Consider the following 648-nt stretch of genomic DNA (forward strand, 5'->3'; position numbering starts at 1 on the left):
GTAGGGAAACTGGAAGACATAAGGCGTTAGGGCGCACTGCGAGGTACTCGATGATCGTCTACACGCACACTCTTACTTGTCCGATGTGTGGCACCAGTGAGTCAGTGCGGGTGACTGACGAAGGTACATCAGAAGCGCCTCGCCACCGACCGAGCAAGAACTTTGAAAGCTTCTTGGCGGCATGGAAGCTGGATAACCCTAGTTTTGTTTCGCCTGGCCTTTCTCAGTGCATTCGTTGCGGCTCATGGGCCGTCAACTCTTGGCATCTAGAAGTTGCAACGCAACCTCTCGAAATTACGCTTTCAAAATCTCCGAGAGAGCCAAGACCAAGCGATCTGGCACCCTTTCACAGCCGCTCAGAACTAAACAATGGCCTCAGAAAATTTGAGCGCTGGCTTCGATCTACACTCAAGTCTGACGAGAAGTTTGTAGACGATTTTCGAGTTCTCAATGCGCAAATCGATTATGGGGCACAGTTTGAGGAGATTCAGCGCGAAGCAGACATCCTGCTGAATCGTGCCCGCCCCGAAGATCGCGACTATGCCTCTCGAAAAATTGAGAAAATCATGGAACACGACAGCTATGAAGCTAACGGCGATGACGATATCTGGGGTGCGCCCTAACAATTCATTCAAGCCGACGCCGCTT

At 51.2% G+C, this 648-nt stretch carries 1 protein-coding gene; it reads left to right on the top strand.

The window, feature by feature from the left end; all coding sequences use genetic code 11:
* On the top strand, nucleotides 1-623 hold a 623-nt coding region (locus tag N799_RS15575; protein WP_203225064.1), incomplete at its 5' end, for a hypothetical protein.
* Nucleotides 624-648: the final 25 nt, after the last annotated feature.

The organism is Lysobacter arseniciresistens ZS79 (assembly GCF_000768335.1).
GTDB lineage: Bacteria > Pseudomonadota > Gammaproteobacteria > Xanthomonadales > Xanthomonadaceae > Novilysobacter > Novilysobacter arseniciresistens.